The 3221-nt window shown below is 65.3% G+C and carries 3 protein-coding genes; all 3 read left to right on the top strand.

Annotated features, from left to right (window positions below):
• The first annotated feature begins 246 nt into the window (after window positions 1-246).
• The 3 genes from R4P08_RS18305 (at window position 247) to R4P08_RS18295 (ending at window position 3215) form a co-directional block, all read left to right on the top strand.
• Window positions 247-1377 (top strand): tyrosine-type recombinase/integrase, encoded by a 1131-nt coding sequence (locus R4P08_RS18305; RefSeq protein ID WP_317815296.1) that lies wholly within the window; start codon window positions 247-249, stop codon window positions 1375-1377.
• A complete protein-coding gene (locus R4P08_RS18300; protein ID WP_317815294.1) occupies window positions 1374-1709 on the top strand; it encodes a helix-turn-helix transcriptional regulator in 336 nt (111 codons plus the stop codon). The genes R4P08_RS18305 and R4P08_RS18300 overlap by 4 nt, the downstream gene beginning before the upstream one ends.
• A 441-nt stretch (window positions 1710-2150) precedes the next feature.
• Entirely contained in the window at window positions 2151-3215 is a 1065-nt protein-coding gene (locus tag R4P08_RS18295; RefSeq protein WP_317815293.1) for a hypothetical protein, read from the top strand.
• Window positions 3216-3221 lie beyond the last annotated feature (6 nt).

The following is a 3221-nucleotide window of genomic DNA, read 5'->3' as shown; positions in this document are numbered from 1 at the left end:
AAGGGTGTCGAGTTGTAGATCCTGCGAACTCGACACCTCCCCGAACTGCCCCTCGCCCGTAGTACCCGACAGGCCGCGTGACCTGCGCGTGAACAGGCGCCGGGCCAGCACTTCCGCCCTTGTGGGACCGGGACCGCCAGCCGATTGCTGAATGGTGGCGGCGCTGCTACCTGCAGCCTCTTGTCGAGATTCGCATAAAGTGCGATACTTTCGCACATATCGCGAGCCATTTTTGGACGGTGCGAGATGTCGAAGCAGGATCTTCCTCCGGGATCGGCGCGGCTGCAGCTGGCCGACGGTATCGCTGTCTTGCGACCGGAAACCGCGGTGTTCGAGGCGATGGTCACCGGCTGGTCCCACCAACAAATGGCACGGAACCTCTCTGCCGGCACCATCTCAGCGCAGGTAGCAACGATCCGTCGGTTCCAGGACTTCTGCGAGGTCGACGGCCCGTGGGCCTGGACGCCCGTGATGGCCGATGACTGGATCACCGAATTGCGCGGGATCCACCGTCTCGCCCACAGCACGATCCTGAGCTACCAGGGTGCGCTGCGGCACTTCATGGACTACCTGCTCGACCCGGCTTACGAGTGGGCCCAGCAATGCCAGGACCGGTTCGCCACCCATCCCGTACAGATCATTACCGAGGCCAACTCGGCCCGCCATGTACACGAGGGTCCCGGCGACCCGCGTAAACGGGCGTACAGCACCGACGAGTTGCAGGACCTGTGCGACACCGCGGACGAGCAGGTCACCCACCGCTACGAGGTCGGCGCGAAAGGGGCGATGGTGGCGCTGCGAACCGCGACGATCACCAAGGTCGCCTACGCGTGGGGCCTACGGCGCAACGAAGTGCGCATGCTGGACCTGACCGACTTCGGACCAAACCCGCGGGCACGGCAGTTCGGCCAGTTCGGGGTCTGCTACGTCCGATACGGCAAGCCCGGCAAAGGCTCCCCCGCCAAACGGCGCGGCGTCCTGACCGTCCCAGAGACCGCGTGGGTGATCGACTGCCTCGAGCAGTGGATCGACCAGGGACGCACGGGCTTTGACCGGGCCGCCGGGACCGCATTGTTTCCGACCGAACGATCCGAACGAATCTCGAACGGGGCACTGTCCCACAGTTTCGCCGAGCTCTGTGACACCGCCGGCCTGACCGACCCGGGCCAGGATTTCCATTCCCTGCGCCGCAGCTACGTCACCTTGTTGGTCGAGTCCGGCTACGACACCCGCTTCATCCAAGAACAGGTCGGACACGAGTACGCCTCGACCACCTCGCTCTACACCTTCGTATCCCCCGACTACCGCAGCCGCGTCGTGGCCGCCGCACTACGCGCCGCAGCCGACCGCCTGCCCGAAAGGACCACCGAGACATGAAGCACCGGATCGCCTACCAGTGGCGACTACGCCAGATCATGACCGACCGAGACATGCACAACCTGTCTGATCTGATCACCCCGCTGCACGACGTCGGTATCGAGCTCTCCGCCTCCCAGCTCTACCGCCTCCTCGGGCGTACCCCGGACAGGCTGCCCCTGGCCCTACTCGGCGCCCTGTGCCACGTCCTTGACTGCACCGTCGAGGACCTCTGCGACTTCCGCGTCGACACCGCCCCCTCACGACGCACCGCCACCGACGTCTCCCCCGCAGCTGATGGACCGCTGCGACCGAAGCGGGCCCACATCCACCGACCCGGCCCGCCGGCCTAGACAATCCGCGGCGGCGAGCACATGGCTGACACATCGAAGTACCACTGCACACGGTGCCACGACGATCAGCGACATCGCGGCGTCCGCTGGCCCGAGGGCTTCGTCTGCCGCCGCTGCTACCAACAGGCCACCCGCCGCCGCGGAACGTGTCCCCGCTGCCAGAGCCCGGACCAGCTGCTGCCCGGCCTCTCAGGCAACCAGGCCATCTGCACCGACTGCGCCGGAATCGACGACCCCCGACTGACCTGCACCCGCTGCGGCGACCAGGACGAACCCCACCGCCGCGGACTCTGCGCCCGATGCTGCCTCACCGACGACCTGGCCGCCCTGCTCACCTCCGCCGACACCGACCATATTTCCACCGAGCTGCAGCCATTACTCGATGCGCTGACCAGCCAAGACCACCCCCGCAGTGCGCTCATCTGGCTGCGCAATCCCGACGTGCGCGAGCTCCTGGACGGGTTCGCGCAACACCGCTTGATCATCAGTCACGACACCTTCGCCCACTACCCCGCCGAACGCACCGCACGTCACCTACGGGACCTGTTCATCAGCTGCGGAATCCTCGCGCCGTATGACCGCAACCTTGACCGCTTCACCAGCTGGCTCGAGAACAAGCTCGCCTCCACACCAATTCACCAATCGCAGCAGGTAATCACCGGATTCGCCACCTGGCATCACCTGCGCAACCTCCGCACCCGCGCGCAGCGCCAACCCCTGGAGAACGGGCCAATCGCCAACGCCAAGCAGGAGATCACCGTGGCGATCGACTTCGTCAACTGGCTCTACACCCGTAACACGCCGCTGGCGGAAGCGACGCAGCCTGATATAGACACCTGGCTCGCTACCGGGCCGACCACCCGCAGCACCGCCAGAATGTTCGTCAGATGGTGCATCACGCATCAACACATGGCTGCCCACCTGGAGTTCCCCTACCGGCGGGCTCGAACCCACCCTATGACCAGCGACGATGAGCGCTACGCCCAATTGACGACGATCCTGGAACACCGTGACACCCCGGTGTGGGTCAAAGCCGCCACCGTCCTGCTACTGATCTGCGCGCAACCAGTTTCGCGCATCGCCGCCATCGAACTGGACGCACTGAGAATCGACGACAGCGGCAGCCTATGGATCCGCTTCGCCGACGCCGAGGTAGCACTCCCGCATCCGCTCGCCGACCCGGTGAACGCGCTCATCGCACAGCGGCCCAACATGACCACCGCCGCCAACCGAACATCCCAGTGGCTATTCCCCGGAGTCACTGCAGGTCATCACATCAACCCGCAGTCACTGATGGGCAAGCTCCGCGACAACGGGATCGATCTTCGAGGCGCACGCAACAGCGCCATGCGCGAGCTGGTCCGCAGCATTCCACCAGCGATCGCGGCAACCCAATTCGGATACAGAGCTCAGACAACCGAACGCCACGCATTCATCAGCGGCGTCTCCTGGAGCGCCTACCCCGAACTCCACCAGGAACCCGACACCACAGAACCCGACACCTGACCAGTA

The organism is Rhodococcus sp. IEGM 1408 (assembly GCF_033142235.1).
Classification (GTDB): Bacteria; Actinomycetota; Actinomycetes; order Mycobacteriales; family Mycobacteriaceae; genus Dietzia.
The sequence above is the reverse complement of the archived record's forward strand: the minus strand, read 5'-3'. Positions and strand labels throughout refer to the sequence as shown.